The following is a 20,560-nucleotide window of genomic DNA, read 5'->3' on the forward strand; positions in this document are numbered from 1 at the left end:
ACGAGCCTTCAAAACCGGTAACGAAAACTTCAAAGTCATTCATCCAATTGTTTGTTTTGGGTTAAGTCCTCGACCGATTAGTATCTGTCCGCTTCACACGTCACCGTGCTTCCACTCCAGACCTATCAACCTCATCATCTCTAAGGGGTCTTACTGATTAAAATCATGGGAAATCTCATCTTGAAGGGGGCTTCATGCTTAGATGCTTTCAGCACTTATCCCGTCCACACATAGCTACCCAGCGTATGCTCCTGGCGGAACAACTGGTACACCAGCGGTGTGTCCATCCCGGTCCTCTCGTACTAAGGACAGCTCTTCTCAAATTTCCTACGCCCGCGACGGATAGGGACCGAACTGTCTCACGACGTTCTGAACCCAGCTCGCGTACCGCTTTAATGGGCGAACAGCCCAACCCTTGGGACCTACTTCAGCCCCAGGATGCGATGAGCCGACATCGAGGTGCCAAACCTCCCCGTCGATGTGAACTCTTGGGGGAGATAAGCCTGTTATCCCCAGGGTAGCTTTTATCCGTTGAGCGATGGCCCTTCCATGCGGTGCCACCGGATCACTAAGCCCGACTTTCGTCCCTGCTCGACTTGTAGGTCTCGCAGTCAAGCTCCCTTGTGCCTTTACACTCTGCGAATGATTTCCAACCATTCTGAGGGAACCTTTGGGCGCCTCCGTTACCTTTTAGGAGGCGACCGCCCCAGTCAAACTGCCCGCCTGACACTGTCTCCGAACCGGATCACGGTTCAGGGTTAGAATGTCGATATCGTCAGGGCAGTATCCCACCGATGCCTCCACCGAACCTAGCGGTCCGGCTTCCAAGGCTCCTGCCTATCCTGTACAAACGATACCCACATCCAATATCAAGCTGCAGTAAAGCTCCATGGGGTCTTTCCGTCCTGTCGCGGGTAACCTGCATCTTCACAGGTACTATAATTTCACCGGGTCTCTCGTTGAGACAGTATCCAAATCGTTACACCTTTCGTGCGGGTCGGAACTTACCCGACAAGGAATTTCGCTACCTTAGGACCGTTATAGTTACGGCCGCCGTTTACTGGGGCTTCAATTCAAAGCTTCTCCCCGAAGGGATAACCTCTCCTTTTAACCTTCCAGCACCGGGCAGGTGTCAGCCCCTATACATCACCTTACGGTTTAGCAGAAACCTGTGTTTTTGGTAAACAGTCGCTTGGATCTTTTCACTGCGGCTCTCCGGACCCGAAGGTCCTTCGAGCACCCCTTCTCCCTAAGTTACGGGGTGATTTTGCCGAGTTCCTTAACGAGAGTTCTCCCGAGCGTCTTAGAATTCTCTTCTTGCCCACCTGTGTCGGTTTGGGTACGGGCACCGTTTCACTCGCTAGAGGCTTTTCTTGGCAGTGTAGGATCAGGCGCTTCGGTACTTAAGTTCCCTCCTCATCACCGCTTGGCCACAAGCAGCGGGATTTGCCTCGCTGCAAGCCTCACGGCTTGAACGCACGCTTCCATCCGTGCGCTCGCCTTACCTTCCTGCGTCCCCCCATCACTCAAACGTGAAACGCTGGTACAGGAATATCAACCTGTTGTCCATCGCCTACGCCTTTCGGCCTCGGCTTAGGCCCCGACTAACCCTGAGCGGACGAACCTTCCTCAGGAACCCTTAGGCTTTCGACGGAGAAGATTCTCACTTCTCTTTTCGTTACTCATACCGGCATTCTCACTTCCAAACGCTCCAACATGCCTCACGGCACATCTTCAATGCCCTTGGAACGCTCCCCTACCATGACCTGACGGTCATCCGCGACTTCGGTGCTGTGCTTAGCCCCGTTACATTTTCGGCGCGACGCCACTCGACCAGTGAGCTATTACGCACTCTTTAAATGGTGGCTGCTTCTGAGCCAACATCCTGGTTGTCTGGGCAACGTCACATCCTTTCCCACTTAGCACAAACTTAGGGACCTTAGTCGGCGGTCTGGGCTGTTTCCCTTTCGACGACGGATCTTATCACTCGCCGTCTGACTCCCGGACGTAAGGGCTTGGCATTCGGAGTTTGACTGAACTCGGTAATCCTGTGGGGACCCCTTATTCAATCAGTGCTCTACCTCCAAGTCTCACTCATCCGAGGCTAGCCCTAAAGCTATTTCGGGGAGAACCAGCTATCTCCGTGTTCGATTGGCATTTCACCCCTACCCACACCTCATCCCCGCATTTTTCAACATGCGTGGGTTCGGGCCTCCATTCAGTGTTACCTGAACTTCACCCTGGACATGGGTAGATCACACGGTTTCGGGTCGACAACCCTAAACTCATTCGCCCTATTCAGACTCGCTTTCGCTGCGGCTCCGCCTCTTCAGCTTAACCTTGCTTAGAATCGTCACTCGCCGGTCCATTCTACAAAAGGTACGCTGTCACCCCCGAAGGGGGCTCCAACTACTTGTAAGCACACGGTTTCAGGATCTCTTTCACTCCCCTTCCGGGGTGCTTTTCACCTTTCCCTCACGGTACTGGTTCACTATCGGTCACTGGGGAGTATTTAGCCTTGGGAGACGGTCCTCCCGGATTCCGACGGGGTTTCTCGTGTCCCGCCGTACTCAGGATCCACTCCGGAGTGTACGTTCCGTCGGCTACAGGGCGTTTGCCTTCTCTGGCCGACCCTTCCAGGTCGTTCGCCTGAAACGTACATTTGTAACTCCATGCGGAGTGTCCTACAACCCCAAAGGGCAAGCCCTTTGGTTTGGGCTGTTTCCCTTTCGCTCGCCACTACTCAGGAAATCGCATTTGCTTTCTCTTCCTCCGGGTACTGAGATGTTTCAGTTCCCCGGGTCTGCCTTACTCTGCCTATGGATTCAGCAGAGCATGCTATCCGTTCAGGATAGCGGGTTCCCCCATTCGGAAATCTTCGGATCAAAGCTTACTTACAGCTCCCCGAAGCGTATCGGCGTTCGTTCCGTCCTTCATCGGCTCCCAGTGCCAAGGCATCCACCGTGCGCTCTTTATAACTTAACCACTGCATGCGCGATGAGCGGCGAATCTCTTCGTCAGCTTGTTCCCTGTGATCCTCATGTAATTAAGGAACTTCTGCTAAAAACGTGTACGTCCTGTACACAACGCAGAAGTCACCACTTCCTGTGGAAGTTACATTCCGGTTCTCGGAAACGACGCTTCCTCGATCTTCTTGCTCCTAGCACATGCCATTTATGATTCGTCGCTTGATCGAAAGATCAATTGAATAATCATTTTGGATGTTTCTTGACTTTGTTGCTTGTTTTCGTTATCCAGTTTTCAAGGTTCATGGCTGCCTTTCGGCTCGCCGGTGAAGGAATGCTTCCTTCAAAACCAAACAAAAGACCAAGCGTTCGCTATTGATCGTTTCCTTAGAAAGGAGGTGATCCAGCCGCACCTTCCGATACGGCTACCTTGTTACGACTTCACCCCAATCATTTGTCCCACCTTCGGCGGCTGGGTCCATAAAGGTTCCCACACCGACTTCGGGTGTTACAAACTCTCGTGGTGTGACGGGCGGTGTGTACAAGGCCCGGGAACGGATTCACCGCGGCATGCTGATCCGCGATTACTAGCAATTCCGGCTTCATGCAGGCGAGTTGCAGCCTGCAATCCGAACTGGGGGCGGCTTTATGGGATTCGCTTGACCTTGCGGTTTCGCTGCCCTTTGTACCGCCCATTGTAGCACGTGTGTAGCCCAGATCATAAGGGGCATGATGATTTGACGTCATCCCCACCTTCCTCCGGTTTGTCACCGGCAGTCACCTTAGAGTGCCCAACTTAATGCTGGCAACTAAGATCAAGGGTTGCGCTCGTTGCGGGACTTAACCCAACATCTCACGACACGAGCTGACGACAACCATGCACCACCTGTCACTCTGTCCCCCGAAGGGGAACGGCCTATCTCTAGACTTGTCAGAGGATGTCAAGACCTGGTAAGGTTCTTCGCGTTGCTTCGAATTAAACCACATGCTCCACTGCTTGTGCGGGCCCCCGTCAATTCCTTTGAGTTTCAACCTTGCGGTCGTACTCCCCAGGCGGAATGCTTAATGTGTTAACTTCAGCACTAAGGGGTTGGACCCCCCTAACACCTAGCATTCATCGTTTACGGCATGGACTACCAGGGTATCTAATCCTGTTTGCTCCCCATGCTTTCGCACCTCAGCGTCAGTAACAGACCAGAGAGCCGCCTTCGCCACTGGTATTCCTCCACATCTCTACGCATTTCACCGCTACACGTGGAATTCTACTCTCCTCTTCTGCACTCAAGCTCCCCAGTTTCCAATGACCTTTTGCGGTTGAGCCGCAAGATTTCACATCAGACTTAAGAAGCCGCCTGCGCGCGCTTTACGCCCAATAATTCCGGACAACGCTTGCCACCTACGTATTACCGCGGCTGCTGGCACGTAGTTAGCCGTGGCTTTCTGGCCGGATACCGTCACAGCACCAGCATTTCCTCTGGCACTCGTTCTTCTCCGGCAACAGAGCTTTACGATCCGAAAACCTTCTTCGCTCACGCGGCGTTGCTCCATCAGACTTTCGTCCATTGTGGAAGATTCCCTACTGCTGCCTCCCGTAGGAGTTTGGGCCGTGTCTCAGTCCCAATGTGGCCGATCACCCTCTCAGGTCGGCTATGCATCGCGGTCTTGGTGGGCCGTTACCCCGCCAACTAACTAATGCACCGCGGGCCCATCTGTAAGTGATGGCCGAAACCATCTTTCAACCTCGCACCATGCGGTGCGAGGGATTATCCGGTATTAGCTCCGGTTTCCCGAAGTTATCCCCGTCTTACAGGCAGGTTGCCCACGTGTTACTCACCCATCCGCCGCTCACGTCCAGGAGCAAGCTCCCTTCTGTGCGCTCGACTTGCATGTATTAGGCACGCCGCCAGCGTTCGTCCTGAGCCAGGATCAAACTCTCCAAAAAGTTTATTGTTTACTTACTATTGTACTTCTTGTCGTACTCCCAAGGAAAGGAACTTCTGCTAAGGGCGTGCACGTCCTGTGCACAACGCAGAAGTCACCACATCCTGTGGAAGCTATGATCCATAGCAAATTGAATTGATTATGGGGTTTAAAAACCCTTTATTCACGCTTGGCTTTTGTTTAGTTTTCAAGGAACATTCTTGGTCGCCAAAAACGACAACTTAAACAGTTTAACAAACTATCAATAAAGTGTCAAGACTTTTTTTCACTAGAATCACTCACAAGTAATTCTAGTCGTTTTACCATTAACTCGTTAACAAAAAGCATTCATCAATGGAGCAACTTTATTAATATACCAGTATGGACAAATAGTGTCAACTGTTTTATTAATTCACATGATATTCTTTCAACAGCATCCGCGTTTTGGCTACCCAAGTCCTTGCCGCGTAAGATAGATAATGATTTCTTTCCCAGATCATGGACAGTCGCCAGTTCAATTCAGAGTTTTCAATCGGAAGCGTTACTATAGCGTCTATTTCTTTTTCAGCTTTTTTCAAGATACTTTCCGGCAGCAAGGCCACTCCAAATTTCTCAGAAACCATTTTCACCATAAACTCCCATTGAGAACTCTCAAAAACAATATGCGGTTGATAGCCCGCCTTCTCGCAGCAAGCAATAATCATACCATGTAATGAAAATTCTTCTGGAAACAAGATGAAATGTTCATTTCGAAGATCGAATAAATTCACATGTGTCTTTTTCGCAAGCGGGCTCGACTTATGAGCAACAAGCCGCAGCTTATCTTCAAAAAACACAAAGGAATGAAACAATTCATCATTGAATTCACCAACCGTTACGCCGACTTCCAACAATCCTTCAGCAACCGAATCAGCCACCTTTTTTGCACCGTACTCCGCAATATTAAGATCGATACCTGGATACTCATTACGAAATTGGCTAAGTATATTAGGAAAAAATTTAAATCCAATCATCGGTGGCAAACCAATGGTTAATTTTCCTCTTTTTGCATGCGTTAAGTTACCGAGTTCATCGGAAAGATGAGCAAACGACTGAACAATTTTCTGTGATTGTTCAAAAACAATTCGTCCAGCATCCGTTAATTCGATTTCTTTTCCCGTTCGATCAAGCAATACCATCCCTAACTCATCTTCTATGTCTCTCACCATCTTACTTATTGTTGGCTGCGTGACATACAGATGATGTGCTGCCTTGGTAAAGCTCTTTCGCACAGCCACTTCAATAAAATAGTGTAGATGTTTAATGTCCACCTTCATCCCCCCAGCTCTTCAAATCATCTCTATAAGTTAAAGGAATACATGTATTCCCGAAATCTATTGTACCTGCAAATTTGTATTTTGTATAATTAATTGTGATGTTCGTCATAGACGACTGTTAATTAAATAAGGAAGTGTTATTAATTTGTCAAAAGCGTTGCGAATAATTACGCAGGTTCTTTTCTTGTATCTGTTTGCATTACTTGGGAACTTTCTCGTTAAGCAGCTGCACTTACCCATTTCAGGAAGTATCCTCGGGTTGTTCATCGTCCTGGGACTCCTCCATTTTAAAGTGTTAAAGCTTTCAATGGTTGAATTGGGTGCAAGTTTTCTGACCTCTGAAATGCTGCTCTTTTTTATCCCATCCGCAGTTGCAATCATCCAGTACAAAACAGAGATCTTGCAGCACGGTTCCCAGTTTTTAATTGTTATTTTATTGAGTACTGTTACAGTTATGGCCGTTACTGGTCTTGTCGCCCAATTTGCACTACGCAGGCTGGCAAATAAAAAAGGAGAGATTGGCCAATGATTGCATTTATTTGCATCCTGCTTACTATTGCCGTTTATGTTTTATCGAAATGCGTGTACAAAAGAATGAGGTTCGCTCTATTGTCACCACTTCTCATCGCACCCTGCATTCTCTCACTGATGTTGGTTGGAGTTCATATCGATTATTCGGATTATGACAAAGGAGGCCGCTGGCTGAGCAATCTTTTACAGCCTGCGGTAGTCGGCTTTGCTGTCCCCCTGTATAAATTTCGCAAGGTGATGAAGAAATACGCAAAAATCATTGCGATCAGCATGTCTACCGGCGTATTTATAGCAATCCTCAGCTCAGGTGTGTTCAGCCACATCGTTCATTTAAATGATAGCTACTTGCTGAGCTTACTGCCACGATCGATTACCACGCCGATCGCAATGGCTGTATCTGTCGATATTGGCGGCATGCCGACAATGACAGCAATTTTCGTTATTGTAACAGGTATTACCGGCTTAATTCTGGGACCCGCAATTATCCGTTCAATGCATATTCAAGAAAAATTAGCCAAAGGACTTTTATTGGGCATGGGCGCGCATGGAGCGGGCACATCAAAAGCGCTTGAATTTGGCAGCGAAGAAGGTGCAGCAGCAAGTCTTGCCATGGTATTGGCGGCTATCATCACTCTGGTGTTTGCCCCAATATTAACACCACTCATTCTCTTATAAATTTACTATAAGCGAAAGTAAGGTCTCCGATAAATCTTCGGGGACCTTTTGTCTCAATCAATCCTTTAGTCATGGGGAGATTCCGATAGCGCATTGACTAAGCGAACTTATTTCTCAGCGTGAGTACTCCTTATCCGCTTAATGTGCTATGATTTGCGTAGCATCTTCGGAAAGGCAGGTGACCGCAATCCTTGATCTTTGTATTTATTTATTAAATGACCCCACGTTTCCTACTCTGCTTATCATTTTTGAGTTGTCCCTTTGCCTAAGCAGGCAGGCATTTGCCCAGCAGTATGCTTCGTTCAAAAATGATTTTAGCGATCAGACTGTTCGGTCACACCTCCATGCGAAACCGGAACGGCTCAATCGTGCTCAGTGGCAACATCAATTGATTAGCTGCTTAGTGCGATCAATCATGCGACGAGATGCTGCGTCAACTGATTCAGAGAGTGATTGCTCACTCTTAGCTCATTAACCGATACACCAACAGCTAGGAGGAAACGCGAAATGAAAATGCTCATTGAACCTTTCACAATCATGATCCAAGGTACAGCATCGCTTTTTAATCATAATTACGGTATGGCGATTATTATTTTGACACTGTTGATTCGCTTTTTGCTTGCGCCGCTCATGGTTCGACAGTCCGTTCGGCAATTTGATACGAAACAAAAGATGGACAAACTAAAGCCTGAGTTGAGTCAAATTCAGAAAAGAATGGCCGATGCTGCAAGCCCTGAAGAAAAACAAAAACTTCAGATGGAAATGATGGCGCTCTACAAAAAGCATGGCATCAACCCTCTGTCTGCAGTAGGGTGCTTGCCTATACTCATTCAAATGCCAATCTTGATGGGCTTTTACTACGCAATCCGCAGTTCGAAGGAGATTGCCGCACATCACTTCCTGTGGTTTAGCTTAGGACATACAGATCTCACACTGACGATCATTGCCGGCATTGTCTATTTTGTTCAATTTAAGGTCAGTCAAAAACTGCTTATTCCAGCAGCCGGCTCTGAGACGCCAAACAATTCAATGCAGTGGATCGGATTAATTTCGCCGATTATGATTGTATTCGCTTCACTGTCCACATCTGCTGCTCTACCTTTATATTGGGTTGTAGGCGGGGTGTTTCTAATCGTGCAAACATGCATTACTTCGGCATTACTGCATCAGCGGATGAAAAATGCATCAGTGGTGCAGCAATCCTAAAAGCGACTTGTCCTTTTCATCAATCACATAACAAAAAGCGGTGGATTTGAGAAATCTCAAATCCACCGCTTTTTATGATTCCAAACAATTAGTTTTCTTTGCCGATACCTTGAGCTGAGATTACATTGCTGATTGCAGCTGCTGCTTCATCAGCGTCTGAACCTTCAGTTACAACCTTAAATTCAGCACCTTGCATAATGCCAAGAGCCATGACACCCATGATACTCTTCAAATTTGCTTTCTTGCCGTTATATTCGATATTAATGTTCGATTCGAATTTGCTTGCTTCGCTTACAAGCACAGTAGCCGGACGTGCATGGATACCTGTTTCATCAGTGACAACATACGTTTTTTCCATTTTCTACTCGCTCCATTCATTTGCATAAAATTTAAGTTTCTGCAGAATTTCACAGGAGTGAACTCTGCTCTATCTTCAAAGAACCGTTTTCATCTTAAGAGACGACAAGATCCTTCAAATAGCTTATTTATATTTTAGCATTCATTTCCGCAGATGTCATGACCTAACATTGAAAAAAATGAAAAGTCTTTGATCCACATGGATTATTTCTTCGTCATTCCCAACAATATTCCGCCAACAATGATCAAAGCGCAGCCGATGAAAAGCATCACCATTTGATGTTTCGACTTTTTCTCACCTAGAATAAAAATTCCGCCAAGCGTCGACAGCACCGTCCCGATTTGTGACATAGAGAAACTAATCGCGACACCTTCCATTTTTGTTGCAATCAATAACGCAAGATTGCCACCTGCCCACATCAACCCGGAAAGGGTGTTAAAGAATGTGTGCCGGTCATACAAGGACTTAACCTGTTTCCCAGACAATAAAAGAGCACCGATGAGCATGCCAATAGACTGGGGAAGCACCGCCGACCAGCCATTAATATCGAAAATTCTCAAGATGACCAGATAAGACATATAACCTAGTGTCGACACAATAAGCAGAAAAATTCCCTGAATCAGTGAATTATTGTTCGACTCTTTCGCGTTCTGCTCTCTTGATGTAAACAATACACCAATAATAATACATACAACCGCACTGATGCCCAGAACCATTCGCAGAGCCGTATTCCATTCATGAAACAGAAAAATACCAAACAACGCAGCACCTGCAAGCTGCATCCCGGTGGAAAGCGGCATTGTCTTCGAAACGCCAAGCAGCTTCATTGCAGCGAATTGATGGAACTGTCCAACTGCCCAGCACAATCCGGAGATCAAACTGATCACAAAAATTGCAGCATTGATCTCTGGGCTGAAAAACAGAAACACCATCATTGAAAAACAAAACGCACCGATTGTCATCCCAAATACCTGGTGATGCGGCGTTCCGCCCACCTTCGCGCTAACTAATGGAAGTGTTCCCCACAAGAGCGCCGGGATAAGTGCAATCAACAAACCAGTCAAATCTTCAACACCTTCCAAAGCTACACCATCATCAGTAAATAAGCATGAAACAAACTTTTTACTTTTATGTTTGCACCAATTGACTTTATGTATGACATAAAAATGAAAACGGTTAGCAGTTTTTTAGACAAGATAAACTATATCATATAATTGCTTTTTCGTGGCAATTTTTTCGAAATGGCTTTCCAAAAATAGTATTGAATAAAAAATATATTTCATTCCACCGATTTAACAAAAATCATCAGTATGATGTCATATATAACTCGTGACATACGGTGCAGACAACAATCATTCAGAACCATAAAAATGTGGTCACGGTTTTAGAATTCCCTTAGAAAATCATCCAGCTTTCCGACCAAGACTCATCTGGTTCCTTAAAGACGTCGGCTATTTGATCAAACTTACCCAATTAGTCTTTCCCATCTTGACCTCCAATTCACTCTGCGTTTTACGCGAAAATTTTTCGAGAAATATATAAAAAAAAGAAGCTTTCTCATTTCGATAACGCTTGTTATTTTCACAACAACTTTAAAATGGAAATTTAATCCTCCGAACTGATAACTGTAGCGTTCAGTTCACACATCATATTAGGAGGCTTTATCAATGATTCGCAAAATGTACATTATTCAGTATCTCGATCAATCCACCGCATGGTTTGTGCGCGCAACCGTGGAAATTCAAGCGGCGCATTCAAAATATCAGAAAGGGGACATTATCAAAGTTAATCATCAAAATTACCTTGTCATTGAGGATTTTGGACGTTTAAGGGTTAAGCGCTTTGATAATGAAATAAACCCATTCATTCCATTTACTGATCAAATTCCAAATAAATAAGAAAAAAAAGCCGGTCATTGACCGGCTTTTAAATATCTTTGATAATATTTTCTTTGTTACTAGACCACATCGTCTACCGTTGTAAACTTTGAATTTGCATTGTCCGATCACCTTTAACATCTCTGTGATGAGTTCCTCGTATTCATAAGCAGCGTCTTCATCATCAAGGCGCTTCATTCAAAATGATATATCTTGTCCTGTCATTCTTAATCAGAAATATATGTTCACTAGATCTGCGCTTTAATCCACGATAACAGTTCTTATTTCCCTTTCCGCAGTACAAAGTATCACCGGTACTCTTTTCTTGATGTAGATATACTTAGTACACACAAATCCTCTCCCAATCTTTATATCAGGAAGAATGATTTTGTCAAAGGTCATTATAAAATTGAAATTTTATTATATGTTTTATAATCCTGAATTATTCATAGCCTAATTTGCTAACTGGCCAAAACGCTTTCCCCACAAGGAGATAACCCTTTTCGTTTTTTCACCGATTAGGTGAAAAAAGTTAATGAAAAAGGAACCATTCCTTTGTATGATAATAGGTGACTAAACCAAAAACATACAAGGAGGTTCCTCATATGCTCAGTGTAGAGGAAAAGTCGTGTCAATTCAACAGGAAGATCAAAATCAATTTTACCGGTGGCGAACTTTCTTCCGAAAGCGGTCATCTGATTTTTAAAGAATTTGATGAAAAACTCGGTTTCTCAAAAACGCTGACTCACCATCTGGTGCTGAACGATTCGCGCAAAAGTCCGGATTATTCCAATGAGCAACTTTTGCGCCAGAAGATCTATCAGCTGCTGGCTGGTTATTCTGAAGATGATGCAGCGGATTCATTGATTCACGATCCCGTGTTCACTCAGGTTGTTGAATCACCAACACTTGCGTCACAGCCGACACTCTCCCGTTTTTATGATCGCTTTGATCCTAATGCTCTGGATCAGCTTGGCATGGCCAACCAAAAATTACTCGACAAAGTTCACCGCTATCGCAAGAATCCAGCACTGATCCTTGACTTGGATTCCACCCATGTTGATACGTATGGAAAGCAAGAATCCTCGGACTATAACGCGCATTACGGTACGATCGGCTTCCATCCCTTGGTGGCGTTTGATGGGGCAACGGGTGATTTTTTGAAAGCGAAACTGCGTCCTGGAAATCGGTATACATCGCATGGCGTTGTGGACTTTGTCCGGCCGATTCTCGAACACTACAACGAGCACTTTCCAGAAACCACGCCGCTCGTTCGCGCTGACAGCGGTTTTGCCACACCGGACCTCTACGAGGCGTGCGAAACAGAATCCGTCTACTACGTGATTCGGCTGAAGACCAACGCCGTGCTTCAACGGATGGCCGAAGAACTTCACCCGAATGATTCACCAACCGGTAAAACTCAGTGTTACTATGAAGAATTTGATTATCAGGCGAAGTCCTGGGGTAAGCCAAGACGGGTTGCCGTTCAATCCATTCGCCCGGCCAATGAACTTTTCTTTACGCATACCTTTATCGTGACCAATCTGGTTGAATGCTTCTCCCCGAAACAGGTCTTTCAGACTTATCAGAAACGAGGGACGATGGAAAACTACATCAAGGAAGCCAAATCCGGATTCAGTCTGGATCAACTGTCTAGTCACAAATTCGAAATTAACGAAGTCCGATTGATGCTCAGTCTGCTCGCCTACAATTTAACGAACTGGATGCGGACGATGGCATTCCCAAAAAGACAGAAGGCCATGCGAATCGAAACCATCCGAACGCGGATCGTCAAAGTGGCCAGTAAGCTCGTCCGGTCAGGACGATCCCTTTATTTCAAGCTGTCTTCCAGTTTTGTCTATCAGGCATTCTTCTGGAACGTGCTCAACCGGATTCAACAACTTCACATCGAGTAACAAAAAAACACTCAGCTCAAAATTCAAAACGGGTTCATCAGATCAACGGGGGAAGTCTGTCTCAAAATGGCCTTCTTTTACGTGAATGTTCAGAAATTGATCTTCAAGGTCATTTTTCCATTCAAAAAATCAAGTGAAATCAGGTTGGCTGCATCCTGGTGAGCAAAATCCCGAAAAAACGGCAAGCGGTGAATAATTCAGGATAATATATGTATTAAACACTGATCTTTTAGCTTTGTAAGTGTTTGATTGTAGGAGCATCGTCATCTAAATTTGTTAAGTTGTTATTCTTCCACTTCGTTAGAATTGTTTTGTAAACGTTCTTATGTTTCAGCATCATTTTGTCGATAGAAACCGCAGACGGCAACCAGTCAATTCTCTTTTTAGTTATCTCGGTCTTATTGCTGCGATTAGTAAAGATGCTTTCAGTTTATCCACTTAATACATTCCCCTTTTCTTATACATTGTATATCAAATGGAATTTTTTGCAAAAAGAAATCATTTCCAATTTCCGTCTAACTATTGATTAAGAAAATCTTCTTAATTAATCTTGTTAAATCAGACTTTTTACTTTTTAAAAATATTGTTTCTCCATCCTTACCAACAAGGATATGATCCAGCAAATCTATCCCGATTGACAATAAATAAGAAAATTTTCTAATAGAATTCAAATTTTGTTACTTTCATGATTCGACCTCTCAGCCCAAAATAAAAAGTCCCAATGAACTAAAAAATTCATCGGCACTTTTGAAAGAGTTTATTGGTTTTAAATCCATGTTTGCTGGCTTATTCGTCCAACATCCACTATTTTACAATCCCTAAAAATCCCTTTATATCACAAAATCCGCATTGATTCTTCGGCGCGATTCTCGATTCGGAGCTTGTCGGCGACCATGGCGATGAACTCTGAATTTGTTGGTTTTGCTTTTGACATGGATACTGTGTAGCCGAACAGCTGCGAGATGGATTCAACGTTTCCTCTGCTCCAAGCAACTTCGATCGCATGGCGGATCGCACGTTCGACGCGGCTGGGCGTCGTTTTGTATTTTTTGGCGATATCCGGATACAGGACCTTGGTAATCGAACCGAGCAATTCAATATCATGATAGACCATCGAGATGGCTTCCCGCAGATACATATACCCTTTGATGTGTGCAGGCACGCCAATCTCATGAATAATATCAGTGATACTTGCGTTTAAGTCGTGATTTTTTTCCAATGTTGTCTGCTTCTTCAGTGTATGTGAGGTAAACACAGGATTTGCCGCTTTTTTCCCGGCGACCTGACGAATATGATTCGCTAAGTTAGGCATATCAAAAGGCTTTAGAATAAAATAAGAAGCGCCAAGTTCTACAGCTTTTTTCGTCACATCCTCTTGCCCGAAAGCAGTCAGCATAATAATTCCGGGTTTGGGTAGTTCTGGGTTCGAATGAATTTGTTCCAACACCCCTAGCCCGTCAAGATGTGGCATAATAATATCCAATAAAAGTACATCGGGCGTCATGTTTTTCAGCATTTCTAAGCAATCTTGACCATTGCTCGCTGTACCGATTACTTCGATATCATCTTGAGACTTCAAATACTCGTTAATTAGCATAATCAGTTCTTGGTTATCGTCGGTCATGCAGACCTTTATTGTTTGCAACACAAAATCCCCCTTGTCGATGATTCTACATTAATGATTTCGACAAGAGGGTAAGGTATCCTTTTTATTCTTATTCACTTCAATCCATTTTTTTCTTCCTAATCCTTCTTTTTAACAGGTAATCCGTTTCGATTATCGTTTATTCGACAAGGATCAGCACGAACTTGTCGAATTATTTTGCACTTGTGATCAGCTTGCTATTTGTTTTTGCAAGGACGAGTGCTGCGTGTCCTGTAATCCTGCTTCATTGATCATCCATTCTATATGCACGCCATATCCGCTGGTCGGATCATTAACAAATACATGAGTGACCGCTCCAACCAGCCTGCCGTTTTGGATGATCGGACTTCCGCTCATTCCTTGTACGATTCCTCCGGTTGCTTTCAGCAGCTTTGGATCTGTAATTTTAAGAACCAAACCTTTTGTTGCAGCATGTTTTTGCGGTATTGAATTCAGGATGCGAATATCAAATGCCTCGACTTTATTGCCATTGAGAACCGTTAAGATTTGTGCCGGGCCTTCCTGCACTTGGCTTGCTGTAGCAATTGGCAGGGCTTTTTGAAGCATATCCGAACGAGTCAAATAATTTTTTTGCATCTTTCCATAAATGCCGAAGGGGGTATTTTTTGCTACCGAGCCAATACTTAGGGCATTTTCTGGAAAAAAGGCTATTTTTTCTCCAGGTTTCCCCTCCTGACCGCGATCAATTGCCTGCACAATTGATCGTACAATGCGTCCGTTTTTAACCATGATAGGCTGGCCGGTGTCACGATCGGCAATGACATGTCCCAGCGCTCCGTAGGAACCGGAAATTGGGTCGTAGAAAGTCATCGTTCCAATTCCAGAAGCAGAGTCTCGAATAAACAATCCCAGTTGGCAACGCTGATTTGCTACATCCAGGATCGGCGTTAATTTTTTCTCCATCGTTGATCTTTGACGAATCAATGTTACGTGAAGTGGCTTTTCTTGATTCATATGGGTCATAAATTTGCGCACATCATTAATTGAACCCATTTGCCGTCCATTAATTTTTGTAATCACATCACCGACTCGAATGCCGGCGGACTCACCTGGCGATGATTCCCCTTTTGAAGTCGTAACCAGATGATAGCCGACAACCAGTACGCCTTTTGTATTAAGCTGAACGCCAATGGACTGGCCGCCCGGAATCAGCCGAAGATCTTTTTTAGGCAATAGTACAGGCAGTGAAACAGAACCAGCGACTGTGTCATTTTGTTCCGCTTCTTTCCATTTATGGACCGCTTCGAGCTTTTTCTTCTTGGTTAACATAGCGATTGGCGAACCACTTGTTAATTCTGCCCGTAATTGAAAACGCTCTGCATGTATCATCTCTGTATGCTTACTCAGTTGCGAAACAAACAGGTTTGCCTTTATTCCGGTAACGAATCCGATCATTAGGAAACCGAGTAAAACCCAACCAAACACGACTCCCAGCTTATTTTTTTTGTTCATAACTCACTCTCCTCGCTCCAAAACCGCACCTTGTCGTGCAGTGCATTTATTAAAATTGCCTGAGCAGAGGAGAATTATGAGTGAAGCGATTCAGGGATTAATTCCAGTATAGGGTGACGATACCAATAGTGATTACTGTTTGATTTTTTCCGCCAATTGAATAAGTTCTTTTGCGTGTTCCCGAGCAAGATCAGTCATCAACGGACCCGAAATCATTCTGCTAATTTCTTGTACTTTTTCAGCGTCATCCAACGTTTTGACATGCGTATGGGTACGTTCATCTTTAGTCACGTATTTTTCAATAGAGATATGCTGGTCGGCCATGGCTGCAACTTGAGGGAGATGGGTAATACAAAATACTTGCGCGTTTTGAGAAAGCGAACTGATTTTCTCCGCCATGGCTTGTGCTGCTTGGCCGCTGACCCCAGTGTCCACCTCATCAAAGACAATGGTTACCGGACCAATCACTTTTCTGAACACCGTCTTCATTGCAAGCATAACTCGTGAAAGCTCGCCACCTGAGGCAACCTTTGCCAGCGGTTTGAATGGTTCACCAGGATTGGTGGTTATATAAAAGGAAACATGATCAATGCCTTCTGAACTGAATCCGGAAAATGACTCAAGATTACCATTCATCTTCACGTGAAGATCAATCAAAGCATGCTCCATACACAGATCTTTAAACTCATGATTAATGGCACGCGCCAGTTTCCCGCTTGTTTGTTTTCGCGCTCTGGATAATTGAACGGCACAGTCTCTCAATACGCCAATTTCAGCTTTCAATGCTTCATGCAGGGCATCGAAATTTTGGTCGCGTGAATTCAAGTCATCGAGTTCTTTTTTTATTTGCACATAATAAGTTAAAATTTCGTCCACATTATTTCCGTATTTCCTTTTCAAAAGCTGAATTTCATTTAAGCGTGCTTCAATTTCATTCAGCCGTTCCGGATTATATTCCATCTGCTCCAAATAATTGCGGATCGATGAGGCTTGCTCTTCAAGCAGATAGAAACAATTCGAGACAGACTCAGAAAAATGATTCAGCTCAGGGTCGAGATCGCGAATCGAGTCAAGGCCGGAAGCGGTTTGACGAAGCAGATCCAAGGCCGCATGTTCACCATCAAGTGCGCCATAGCTGGATTTAAGCGTTTGAAATACTTTTTCATAATTCAACAGCTTTCTTTTTTCCTCGAGCAGCTGTTCCTCTTCATCTTTCTGCAGATGACCGGCTTCAATATCCTTTATCTGGTAGTGAAGCAAATCGACTCGCTGTGCTACTTCTTTTTCGTCCTGATTATAGCGGCTGCATTGAGCGGCAAGCTTCGTTGCTTTTTGATATTCTTCTGTATAAGCCTGCTTCAGCTTTTCAATAGTCGACCCTCCAAATCGATCAACAAAGTCGAGATGTTTCGAAGGATCGAGAAGGCGCTGATGTTCGTGCTGCCCATGAATGTCGATCAGAAGCGTACCGAACTGCTGCAGAACGGACTGAGTCACGAGCTTGCCGTTGACACGACAGACACTTTTCCCAGTATGTGCGATATCGCGCCTGAGGATTAACTGGTCATCGGTGTGATCTAAACCTAACTGATCAAGCAATTGAATGACCCGCTCATTATTTTCGATATCAAATAACGCCTCAAGCTCAGCCTTTTTTGCACCATGCCGGACATAATCAGCTGAGCCGCGTGCCCCGCCAAGCAAGGCAATGGCATCAATAATGATTGACTTTCCCGCACCGGTTTCACCAGTAAATACAGTCAGTCCGTCTTCAAAAGACACATTCAGTTTGTCTATAATTGCAAAATTTATAATTTGAAGTTCTGTTAGCACATGGAAACACCTCTTCGATTCGAACATTCGTTCCCTTCTATTTTCCACTGTTTCCCTAAATTCGTCAATAAAAAAATAAGGAACAAACCTTTATTTCGGTTTATTCCTTATTTTCTTCTGTTTAAAATTAGTATGTGCCAAGCGAACAACATCGTCAGGCATGACTTGTAGTAAATTCTGAGCCTGATCCTTTTCCGAGCGTAAATGGGCAAGAAATTCTATATTTCCATCTCCGCCTGTAATTGGTGAAAAGTCAAGATCTAACAGCGTATACCCGCAGCCCAGTGCAAATTCCAGAATATCATTGATCACCGCCAAATGAGTTTTCGGATCGTGAACGATTCCCTTCTTTCCGACCTCATCGCGGCCGGCTTCAAATTGAGGCTTAATTAAACAGACAACCTCGCCTTTGTCCTTTAAAATGCCAATCAATGTCGGCAGAATCTTTTTCAAAGATATGAACGAAACATCAATGGACGCAAAATCAGGAGGCCCTGCTTGAAAATCATCAAGCCTGCAGTAGCGAAAATTCGTTTTCTCCATGACAATGACCCTCGGATCACTGCGCAGCTTCCAAGCAAGCTGATTGAATCCCACGTCAAGTGCATAAACTTTTGCGGCTCCGTTTTGCAATGCACAGTCGGTAAAACCGCCGGTTGACGCACCGATATCAAGCATTAACAAACCATTTAAGTTAAGATGAAAGACATCTAATGCTTTCTCGAGCTTCAAGCCGCCTCTGCCGACATAAGGCAGTGGATTTCCTTTAATCGTAAATTTAAGCGCACGGTCAACCTTGCTCCCTGGTTTATCGACACGCTGCTCATCATGATAAACCATTCCCGCCATGACCGCTCGCTGCGCTTTCTCACGCGAGTCAAATAATCCTTGTCTCACGAGGAGAACGTCGACCCTTTCTTTATCTCTCATGATGTAATAACCTTTCTAACCTGATTTCGATGCGCTTGCTCATGGATCATCTTTTTCACCCGACGAGCGATTTGCTCAGCCGTTAAGCCAAGCTCGTTTAACAGTTCCTTTACGGTGCCGTGTTCTACGAAGCGATCTTCAATCCCCATGCGTTCGATGACCAAATCATGAACACCATGATCGTGGTAATATTCGAGCACGCCTGAGCCAAAACCGCCGGCAAGCATTCCCTCTTCAACCGTTAAAATCGGCGTCTGCTGTTTCGCAATTTGGTCGAGCATTCGCCCATCCATCGGTTTAATAAAGCGTGCATTAACAATGCTTAGGCGGAATCCTTCAGATTCAAGCTGCTTTGCGGCAGCAACTGCAATCTGCAGCATTGGTCCAAAGGCGAGCACCGTTGCATCCGTTCCGTCACGAAGCACTTCCCATGAACCGATGGTCAATGCTTCAGCTTTACCTTTCATTGGGACACCAATACCATTTCCGCGCGGATAGCGAACGGCAATCGGTCCTTTATTATAGTGAATGGCTGTATAGACCATATTTCTTAATTCATTTTCATCTTTGCCCATCATCACGACAAGGTTAGGCAGGGCCCGCAGGAATCCGATATCGAAAACACCTTGATGTGTTTCTCCATCGGCACCAACGAGACCTGCACGGTCGACTGCAAGAACCACATTAAGATTCTGTCTGCACAGATCATGGACCAATTGATCATAAGCGCGCTGCATAAATGTTGAGTAGATCGACAATACGGGTTTCATATTCTGGGTTGCAAGTCCTGCAGCAAAGGTAGCGGCATGCTGTTCTGCAATGCCGACATCAAACAAGCGCTCTGGGAACTCCTTGGCAAAACCTTCGAGCTTTGAACCGACAACCATTGCCGGCGAAACAACGACGATCCGTTCATCATGACGCGCAAGTTCCTGCAATTCATCGTTGACCACTTGGCTGTACGCCGGTGCGACAGCAGCGGGCTTAATAAAGGCACCGGATTCTATTTTATAGGGGCCGGTTCCATGCCATGTACCGATCTCATCCATTTCAGCGGGCCGATACCCTTTCCCTTTTTGGGTCAGCACATGAATCAGAACCGGTCCCTTCCGCTTCTGTGCGTAGTTTAAATTATCAATCAGTGCGTTTAGATTATGACCATCGACAGGACCAAGATAAGTGATTCCCAGTTCTTCGAAAAACACACCGGAGACGAGTAAATATTTTAATCGATCTTTTAATCGTTCTGCAACGGAAGCCAGTTTTCCGCCAAATGCAGGAATCTTCTTCATCAAGTATTCAAGATCTTCTTTTGCGCGATTATATTTATTTGCCGAACGAATTCGATTCAGCATATTATGAAGAGCACCAACATTCGGCGCAATCGACATCTCATTATCATTTAAAACAATAATCATATTTCTGTTTTGGTGCCCGATATCGTTCAATGCTTCAAGTGCCATTCCGCCTGTCAGCGCCCCATCGCCGATAACTGCGACCACATCAAAGTGTTCATGCTTGAGATCGCGGGCTACAGCCATTCCCAGCGCTGCTGACAGTGACGTCGAACTGTGTCCGGTTTCCCATACATCGTGCTTGCTCTCGCTTCTCTTTGGAAATCCGCACAGCCCTTTGTATTGTCTCAGCGTGTCGAATTGACCGCCGCGTCCGGTCAGAATTTTATGCACATAGGACTGGTGACCGACATCCCAGATCAGTTTATCCGCCGGGCTATTAAAAATTTTATGCAGTGCAAGCGTCAATTCAACAACACCCAAATTGGGTGCCAGGTGTCCGCCGGTTTTGGAAAGCTTCTGAATTAAAAATGAGCGGATATCATCGGCAAGCTCAGTCATTTGATCAACGGACAGTTTCTTAAGAAACTTAGGATTCTTTATTGTCGATACATCCATG

The 20,560-nt window shown here is 45.0% G+C and carries 14 protein-coding genes and 2 rRNA genes; 5 read left to right on the forward strand and 11 right to left on the reverse strand.

The window, feature by feature from the left end:
• Positions 1-57 precede the first annotated feature (57 nt).
• From K7399_RS06090 to K7399_RS06100, 3 genes are all read right to left on the reverse strand, one after another.
• Positions 58-2,985, reverse strand: a 23S ribosomal RNA gene (locus tag K7399_RS06090).
• A gap of 372 nt (positions 2,986-3,357) precedes the next feature.
• Positions 3,358-4,908, reverse strand: a 16S ribosomal RNA gene (locus K7399_RS06095).
• The 16S and 23S rRNA genes sit together here, the layout of an rRNA operon.
• Positions 4,909-5,293: 385 nt before the next feature.
• On the reverse strand, positions 5,294-6,196 hold the full coding sequence (locus tag K7399_RS06100) for a LysR family transcriptional regulator (protein WP_028977726.1): 903 nt from the start codon (positions 6,194-6,196) through the stop codon (positions 5,294-5,296).
• 151 nt (positions 6,197-6,347) lie between these two features.
• Here K7399_RS06100 and K7399_RS06105 point away from each other — a divergent pair, with 151 nt between their 5' ends.
• From K7399_RS06105 to yidC, 3 genes are all read left to right on the forward strand, one after another.
• Positions 6,348-6,731 (forward strand): CidA/LrgA family protein, encoded by a 384-nt coding sequence (locus K7399_RS06105; protein ID WP_028977725.1) that lies wholly within the window; start codon positions 6,348-6,350, stop codon positions 6,729-6,731.
• Entirely contained in the window at positions 6,728-7,408 is a 681-nt protein-coding gene (locus K7399_RS06110) for an LrgB family protein (RefSeq protein WP_028977724.1), read from the forward strand. Before K7399_RS06105 ends, K7399_RS06110 begins: the two co-directional genes overlap by 4 nt.
• Before the next feature lie 507 nt (positions 7,409-7,915).
• Complete coding sequence (yidC, locus tag K7399_RS06115; protein WP_028977723.1) at positions 7,916-8,614, forward strand: membrane protein insertase YidC; 699 nt, start codon at positions 7,916-7,918, stop codon at positions 8,612-8,614.
• A gap of 88 nt (positions 8,615-8,702) precedes the next feature.
• On the opposite strand, the gene K7399_RS06120 is transcribed toward yidC, so the two are convergent.
• Both K7399_RS06120 and K7399_RS06125 read right to left on the reverse strand, forming a co-directional pair.
• Positions 8,703-8,972 carry a phosphocarrier protein HPr gene (locus K7399_RS06120; RefSeq protein WP_028977722.1) on the reverse strand — a complete coding sequence of 90 codons (270 nt, stop codon included), beginning with the start codon at positions 8,970-8,972 and terminating at the stop codon, positions 8,703-8,705.
• A 203-nt stretch (positions 8,973-9,175) separates the two neighbouring features.
• A complete protein-coding gene (locus tag K7399_RS06125) occupies positions 9,176-10,054 on the reverse strand; it encodes a GRP family sugar transporter (RefSeq protein WP_176557860.1) in 879 nt (292 codons plus the stop codon).
• 585 nt (positions 10,055-10,639) lie between these two features.
• On the opposite strand from K7399_RS06125, the gene K7399_RS06130 reads away from it, so the two are divergent.
• Positions 10,640-10,870: a hypothetical protein gene (locus tag K7399_RS06130; RefSeq protein WP_028977720.1), complete on the forward strand. Its 231-nt coding sequence runs from the start codon at positions 10,640-10,642 to the stop codon at positions 10,868-10,870.
• Between the two features lie 584 nt (positions 10,871-11,454).
• Positions 11,455-12,765, forward strand: a complete 1,311-nt coding sequence (locus tag K7399_RS06135) for an IS1380 family transposase (protein WP_223362449.1) — start codon at positions 11,455-11,457, stop codon at positions 12,763-12,765.
• Positions 12,766-12,994: 229 nt separating this feature from the next.
• Here the strand turns inward: K7399_RS06135 and K7399_RS16290 are convergent, their stop codons facing one another.
• From K7399_RS16290 to dxs, 6 genes are all read right to left on the reverse strand, one after another.
• Complete coding sequence (locus K7399_RS16290; RefSeq protein WP_223362587.1) at positions 12,995-13,186, reverse strand: DUF6241 domain-containing protein; 192 nt, start codon at positions 13,184-13,186, stop codon at positions 12,995-12,997.
• 414 nt (positions 13,187-13,600) lie between these two features.
• Positions 13,601-14,389 (reverse strand): sporulation transcription factor Spo0A, encoded by a 789-nt coding sequence (gene spo0A, locus K7399_RS06145; RefSeq protein WP_172969042.1) that lies wholly within the window; start codon positions 14,387-14,389, stop codon positions 13,601-13,603.
• A 210-nt stretch (positions 14,390-14,599) separates the two neighbouring features.
• Positions 14,600-15,883: a SpoIVB peptidase gene (gene spoIVB / locus K7399_RS06150; RefSeq protein ID WP_028976395.1), complete on the reverse strand. Its 1,284-nt coding sequence runs from the start codon at positions 15,881-15,883 to the stop codon at positions 14,600-14,602.
• 132 nt (positions 15,884-16,015) lie between these two features.
• Entirely contained in the window at positions 16,016-17,716 is a 1,701-nt protein-coding gene (gene recN / locus K7399_RS06155; RefSeq protein WP_028976396.1) for a DNA repair protein RecN, read from the reverse strand.
• Positions 17,717-17,806: 90 nt separating this feature from the next.
• Positions 17,807-18,646, reverse strand: a complete 840-nt coding sequence (locus K7399_RS06160; protein ID WP_028976397.1) for a TlyA family RNA methyltransferase — start codon at positions 18,644-18,646, stop codon at positions 17,807-17,809.
• The gene (gene dxs / locus K7399_RS06165; RefSeq protein ID WP_028976398.1) at positions 18,643-20,559 is read right to left on the reverse strand and encodes a 1-deoxy-D-xylulose-5-phosphate synthase; all 1,917 of its coding nucleotides are present in this window, start codon (positions 20,557-20,559) and stop codon (positions 18,643-18,645) included. Before dxs ends, K7399_RS06160 begins: the two co-directional genes overlap by 4 nt.
• Between the last annotated feature and the right edge of the window lies 1 nt (position 20,560).

Origin of the sequence: Sporolactobacillus terrae (assembly GCF_019930545.1) — a bacterium.
Classification (GTDB): domain Bacteria; phylum Bacillota; class Bacilli; order Bacillales; family Sporolactobacillaceae; genus Sporolactobacillus; species Sporolactobacillus terrae.